This window comes from Bacillus sp. SD075 (assembly GCF_017355165.1).
Classification (GTDB): domain Bacteria; phylum Bacillota; class Bacilli; order Bacillales; family DSM-1321; genus Peribacillus.
The window spans coordinates 36,067-42,897 of the sequence record NZ_JADILK010000036.1 but is presented as its reverse complement, the minus strand read 5'-3'; the positions used below and the strand labels follow the sequence as shown (position 1 = coordinate 42,897).

General features: G+C 36.4%; 6 protein-coding genes and 1 pseudogene. All 7 read left to right on the top strand.

Annotation, left to right across the window (positions count from 1 at the left end):
* Nucleotides 1-215: 215 nt before the first annotated feature.
* Nucleotides 216-371, top strand: a pseudogene (locus IOC57_RS19375) (JAB domain-containing protein); the annotation flags it as partial.
* 605 nt (nt 372-976) lie between these two features.
* Nucleotides 977-1,465, top strand: a complete 489-nt coding sequence (locus IOC57_RS19370; RefSeq protein WP_207440226.1) for a hypothetical protein — start codon at nt 977-979, stop codon at nt 1,463-1,465.
* Nucleotides 1,449-2,075, top strand: coding sequence for a hypothetical protein (locus IOC57_RS19365; protein WP_207440225.1), 627 nt, complete (start codon nt 1,449-1,451; stop codon nt 2,073-2,075). The genes IOC57_RS19370 and IOC57_RS19365 overlap by 17 nt, the downstream gene beginning before the upstream one ends.
* 368 nt (nt 2,076-2,443) lie before the next feature.
* Nucleotides 2,444-2,545 (top strand): IDEAL domain-containing protein, encoded by a 102-nt coding sequence (locus IOC57_RS26760; protein ID WP_483862052.1) that lies wholly within the window; start codon nt 2,444-2,446, stop codon nt 2,543-2,545.
* Nucleotides 2,546-3,337: 792 nt separating this feature from the next.
* Complete coding sequence (locus IOC57_RS19360; RefSeq protein WP_207440224.1) at nt 3,338-4,051, top strand: hypothetical protein; 714 nt, start codon at nt 3,338-3,340, stop codon at nt 4,049-4,051.
* 477 nt (nt 4,052-4,528) lie between these two features.
* Complete coding sequence (locus IOC57_RS19355) at nt 4,529-4,717, top strand: hypothetical protein (RefSeq protein ID WP_207440223.1); 189 nt, start codon at nt 4,529-4,531, stop codon at nt 4,715-4,717.
* Between the two features lie 332 nt (nt 4,718-5,049).
* Nucleotides 5,050-6,729: a competence protein CoiA family protein gene (locus tag IOC57_RS19350; RefSeq protein WP_207440222.1), complete on the top strand. Its 1,680-nt coding sequence runs from the start codon at nt 5,050-5,052 to the stop codon at nt 6,727-6,729.
* The last annotated feature ends 102 nt before the right edge of the window (nt 6,730-6,831 follow it).

The following is a 6,831-nucleotide window of genomic DNA, read 5'->3' as shown; positions in this document are numbered from 1 at the left end:
CATTAAGAAGTATGGAAAATGATCAAACAATTTTATAAAAGAATCATTCAACTGAATATATTAAGAGCGTGTTTTGATCAATCTCAAAACACGCTCTTTCTTTTCGTTTACCAAGATTTTTAAATATCAATTTGATCAAACTTTATTTTAAATACAATCAAAAAATGGATAAGTTAGGTATAACCGAACTTACCAAGGGGAAACATGTCCTTTTCCACCCATCGGGTGACCCAACCCCGAGTATGGGAGACATTGAAGTCACAAAGCGATTGGCGGAAGCAGGGAAAATTATTGGGATTGAAGTTTTAGACCATTTGATTGTTTCCCATACGGGTAAGTATGTTAGCTTAAAAGAAAAGGGGTATTTATAATAAGAAAAAAGACGAGCAAGAGGGGGATGGTTCTCCCTTTTGTTTTATAGGGACTGGGTACCTTTGGAAAAGCACTGAAGGAAATAACCAATAAAAGGAGGCACACCGGCTGGATCGTCAGCTGGTGCGTTCACGCATGGAGAAAAAAACATCCGTTTTTTCTCGATTTAGAGCAGGCATCGAGCCTGCTTGAAGGTTGCTTGATGCAACCTCAAAAACTTACAATAGCGCCTTCGGGTAGAAGGAACAATTTGCTGAGTAAATATTCTACGCTTGTAATAAAAGTCAGAATGTCATTCATTCGCTTTCTTCTTACTTTATCTTTACCTTTACAATTTTTCCTCCGGCCTTTTTACCCGCCTGTTCCATTAATTTCGCAAACTGCTTCTTTATCTCCGTATCCTTTTTGTTCTTTTTCATCATATATATCCCTCGCAATTTAATATTCTTGCTAAATAGTATCGCCATGGTAAAGGAAGCTCATACATTCCTCGGTTCTAAAGTGACCTCTTCCCCACTATATTGTTAGTAAAGTGGAAAACTGGCAAAGTGACCCTAAGGTATGTTCCCATTTTTACAGAATGAGAGGGGAGAGGAGGGAAGGGATGACATCATTGAACCCTTTTTTCGAGGAAATGAAGAAAAAGGATCCAAAACCAAAAGCTATTCAAAAAACATCTTCCGAAGGTTCTTCGTACCAAATAACGTCGGTGAGGAAAGTCAGGAAGGACAAGCAGCATGACATTAAGTTCCCTGTCGATTATGTCATGAAGGTCAAGCTCCGGACCCTTTGCAAAACGTTAAATCCGATATATAAGCAAAAAACGGGAAAATCCTTGACGCAAACGGCCTGCAATACCTTATTGCTAAGGTTCGGTTTGACTAGATGGAAGGATGTGAATTATGCAATGGACTATGCGGACACGAAGGAATATATGCATACCTACTTGCTGGAAACTGAATACGGCGAAAGGGGAGGATTGCATGAAGTCGCCATCTTAAAGGATCTGTCCGATCGGAGGGTTGCCTTTTGCATGATTCATCATACGGTAGGCTGGTTAGAAAGAGGGGGTTCCATTGAAGAAATCCTATAGTCAATTTAACCTTTTATCGAACAAGCTGTTTTATGGGAAAAAGGAAAAAAAGGGGTTTTTTGATTACTTCTTGCCTAAATATCGATATGTGCAAATTGAGTTACCCTATTATGAATTTTTAAGGGGGGAGGTATTCGTTGAAGACATGAAGGATTTGTTTGAAGAGGCTCCGCAAAACCTAAGTTTGTATCATCTTATTGCCCTCTTATACTTCGATTTTCTAGAACAAGTGAAAAAGGGGGCCAAATATGAACAGCTCTGTCCCTTTTTAATTTCTTCCAAAAAAAAATTCCTGGAACGGCCGATGATTGAAAAAAGAGTATTGAAGCAGGTGACGACCAACCTTTTCTCTTTCGAGCAAAGGGAAGAGGAAATCGAGGTGACCTCAGAAGAAAAACGAGCAGAAATCACCCTTCGAATAAAGGAGTCAGAGATATACCGGGGTGAGGTATTCCTGCATGATATTTCCCCATACTTGATGGATGAAGAGTTGAAGGTCGAGGATTTACTGGTGATTTTGTTCATGGACTTTCTGAAAAGGATTAAAGAAAAGGGAAACTCAAGCCAAGCCATGAAGGCCATTTTATTGAACTTTGAGGATTATTTTTGATAAGCGATGATGAAATGCAGAAGTGCCTCATCAGAGTTTCCTTCACATTATGGAGAGAATCCTCGGTCAATATAGGTCGGTGTGAAAATTCTGGAGATTCCTGCACCTCCAGACTCATATTCAATGCGTGTTTCCTGGCCGCAAGCAACGCCAAGGATCTTGCATTAATTCCTTCTTGAAAGTTAGAGACGGCTCCCTTAAAGTACACGCCACCGATGATGTGATAATTCCGAGCAAAAAAGAAAAAGGAACAAGGCAAGCACTTAATAAATGATAATAATCTTCAGGGTACTCAGTATAATAAAAAAGGTTTAGGAGTTGGCTTCTTATGGAAAAGCAATTGCCTGAAACCTGAAGTGATCGCTGAAATGGTACTAAAAAGAGCCCTTGAAGATTACAGGAAAGCCCAAATTGAAAAACAAATCGATGACTCATTGAAAAACGTAATAAGGTCGAGTTTTTCCGGTTAACAAATAAATTAAAACGCACACATAAAATGCAAGAGACCAGAACTTAATAAAAAAAGATAACTCCTAACTTAAGAAATAATGGATCAGGTAATGCTGCTTAATTTCCTGATTCATTATTTAATTTAAGTGGTCTTAGAATGCTTGGAGGACCTCAAGTATATTCAATGCTTCCATCTATAAGAATAAATAAGAAAATTAATTCTAATGACAGTTGTGTAGGGAAGCATTGTTTTAACATTAAATATAATTATCTTTGACCTTTACTAAAAAATTCAGCGCTTTCTTTAATGGATAGCCTAAGAACGCTATCAAAAGATATATCTATGTATGGGTATTTTAACATTAACCTCGTTAGAATATAAAAGTGTAACCATCTATATTTTAATTTTTTACAGGCTATTATCCTTTATAGAAAGTTCTCTGATAAATTATTACAAGGGACATTAATGGTGTAAGTAATACGGAACTGTAATTGTTAAAACGTCCTTAATCTATGTAAAAGACCAAGGTTGGAAAATATATTATGTAGAGTTTGTCAGACAATTAATAGGTCGGGAATAAATTTGATTCTAAAAATCCTAAGAAATTTTATGGTCATTTCGGAATATATGTCGGTTATGGGAAGTTTATTGGAGCCCAAACTAATACAGGGGTAGTTATCGCTAATATGTCAAAAGGATATTAGCAAAATAAATTTAATGGACGAGTTAAACGTTTATAGAAGCAGGCTCTGTATGGATATATTGAATTAGGAAATGGGTCTTTATTTTATTTAAGGAGTTGTGTAGTCCTATGGAAACAAACGACGTAGCACTGTTTTATGAAAAGTTAGGAATTGACAGGATGAATCCACCTGATGATCTACTGAAAAAAATGAATGATTGGCCAAAACTTGAATCATTCTGTTGTACAAAAATTGAGGTGCAAAAATTGGTTAACCCTCAACAAATCTTTAGCACATATCACTCTAAATACTCAGAGTGTTCAGTTATAGAAGCTTTTGAAAGGTCTGATCAATCTCAGCGTTGTAAGAAGTTTCTAGAGAATCCCGAGTACTTTTTTAAATATATGAAAAGTACTCCAGAGCAACGTAAAGGGATGAATGGACGGGGTCTAGGAGGCAATACAATTACCCTCAAGGAATATAAAGACCAATTTCGAATTGAAGATGGGAACCATCGTGTGCTATTTGCAAAGGTTGCTGGTATTCCACTTGTTTATGCTGATGTAACAGTCTATACCTCTGATTCTAAAAGAACAAAAATGTTTAGAAGAGCCAAAGAAATGGGAATCCTTTTAGAAGATTATGGGAGAGCATCTGAATCCGCTGCAGCATACTTTGTAGATGAATTGGACGATAATTCATATTGTAAACCAATAGAAACGTTTAAAAATTTACAGGAGGTTGAAGTTTTTATACTAGAGGTACAAAAGAAGCTATCAAGGGGTAATGAATCTAGTGAGTCCAAATTTAGACGAATGATTAATTGGATTTCCTTCAGATAGAGGACCTCGGCGCTATCATAACTAAAAGACGTTGAAAGAAGGTACTTAAACTATTTGGTGCGTTAGTTCATTAGGATGGACTAAAGAAGACCACTTATATAGGGTGTCTTCTTTTATTTGTTCAAAAATCAACATCAATCTTTAAAAAAGCCAAATAAAAAAGAACCTCTAAAGAGATCCCTAAATTATATTTTTAGTTGATTAATTTTAAAAAGCTAAATCATCTTTTATTATAGGGCGTATCTTACTTACTAAATCTGTAATGTCATTTTCTCCGTTGTAAACAATACTAAAAATTTGAAAGTCGCTTGGATAGCGAACAGAGCTTTTTATCTTTTGTATCCACTCATAAGCTGATACAGCAGCAGTCCTTTTAATGCTATTGGGGATTTTTGCTCATTTCTTGCATTTGATTATAAAATTTTCTCTTTGAATCGTATTTAATAACATGCAATTTTAAAAGAAGGGGGAATTTGAATGACCACTAAACAAAAAGCGGAATTTTGCAAGCACTTAAATTATCAATTTGAATTAAAAAAAGGATGGCACATTATTGTAAGTTGGGAAGCAAGGAACAGATTAAATAGGGATGATTTTATTGATTTTATGACATATTTGGGGTGGGAAAAGAATTTATATGGGATGCTTCGATATTACGATAAATAAACGAGAAAAAAAGGCACTCACTAAAAAAGAGTGTTTTTTTGTGTCTCAAAACGTACGATTGGTCGGATGGTTTCTTGTTCAAAGGGTAAAGTTTGGAGGTGCTAACATTGTTCTATTCATCTTCTTTGAGAATCTAAAAGAAAAACGAAGAGAGAAAAAATTTCAAAGGGGAATATGTCCCGATTGCACCTCCACTGAGTGAAAAAACCGGAACAGTGAATGGAATAATCGAACAGAAACCGCTCCTATTATAGGGCGCGATCTTTTTTTTGCTGCCAACAAACAAGAGTGGTAGTTTTGCTGGTATTATTTGTATATAGGGGGAGTGGAAAATGCCTAGATATGCTTATATACCGTACCAATCGGATTATGAAAAAGTATTGCAGCATGTAGACGTAGATGAATTTCAAGGGAACAAAGTGTTTAGAGTCGATTCAACAGAATTAACAGAACAGGATTATGATGTTATTCGTAATCAATTAAAAGAGACTTGTTATTGCTATTCATGTGAAACACAAATGATTTTTCGTAGACCAAAGGATAGGAATAACCATTTTGCCCACCTTACTAGAAATAACTGTTTTCAAGCGGAAGGCTTGGCGCATTCTGCCGTAAAAAAAGACTTGTTTCAGCGGTTCCAGCAAAGAGGATATCATGTATTAATGGAGCGTGCTTTCAGGGCCAATAATAAGCAGGTTCGTACAGATGTGGCAGTCCTGTATCAGCAAGATATATTGGCCATTGAAGTACAGGCAAGTCCATCTATTAAGCGTTCCACCGTTGCCGAAAGGACTAATACATATTCCGCTGCAATCATACCGACAGCGTGGATCATTGTCTTAAATTCCTTTTTTGGTGAGGGTAAATATACGAGTCTATCTGAAAATGTATTAGTCGAAAATGAAGATGGTACTAAAACCTATAAAAAACAAATGATTCCCTTTGATAAACCCACACCATTTTTTATTTTAGCTGACATTCCGAACAGCTTTCACCTGTTAATGGATTCCTATAAGTATGTTGTATCCGTTAATCATGATGGCCACTTTTTCTTAATCCGGGAAAAAGATTTTGCTGTTAAAGAGGAATATGAAGTCTATCGTATTGAACAGGATAAAGTCGTGGATGTGTTGCTTGCAACCGAAGTATTAAATATAGATTATGTGCCGGATAAAAAAGCAGCAACTGAGCAGCCGGATGCTGAATTAGAGCATAACGAAGGCAAACACCAGCCGGCACAATGGGCCGGAGAAAAGTTTCTTAATATTGATTTTAAGAAGGCTTATGAGGAAGAACAGGAGCAGCTGCAGCATGAGGAAGCTATTAATATTCTCGCAGTTGTCAAGGAAACAAAAAACCGGGAACGCTTTGATATTAAAAAGCAACAGGTTATGCAGAGTCTTAATGTTGAGTTGATCGAGCTGCAAAACCAACAGGAGTATATTCAATCTGTTTCTGAAAGGCGGCAAGCCGAAATAAGACGACAAGAAAAGCTGCTGAAAGAAAAAGACCGTTTAGAAAAAAGTGAAAAAGCTGAAATCTTATCTACTATCCAGGAATACAAGGAAATGGATCCGTATTTTTACGAATTAATTAGTGGTTGGGAAGCAAAATCTAATTTAGAAGAAATGCAGGCACACCGATTAAAGAAAGCGGTCGAGTATCTGGAGAAACAAAAGACAAAAGTTGCAGTTAAGGTGGTTCGTGAAACTTATGCGGAACTTTCAGAGATAATTGGGAGTATTCCAAATGTACATCCTACCGCAGTAGCTCAACAATTTGTTAATGTCATGAGAAGAAAGGAAAGTCCCCCTAAAAATCCTAATGATTTATATATTAAAGTTAATGGAGAGCTTAATATCCGTAAAAGATATAAAGAATTGCTGCAAGCGTTAATGTTTCATAAAGAAAAGATGATTATTGTAGCCGAATACTATTTTTGGTGGGAAAATATAAGCCTTCAAGAAAAGAGCGAAATTAAAAGTGAACGATACCGACAGGCCATGAAGTAATGCAGCTGCTCTAAAAAGAGCGGCTTTTTTTATGCCCAGGTAAACCCGGTAAACCTGTGAAGGGGTTCGAAAAAACATGTCGTTAGATTATTTCTCGAAATG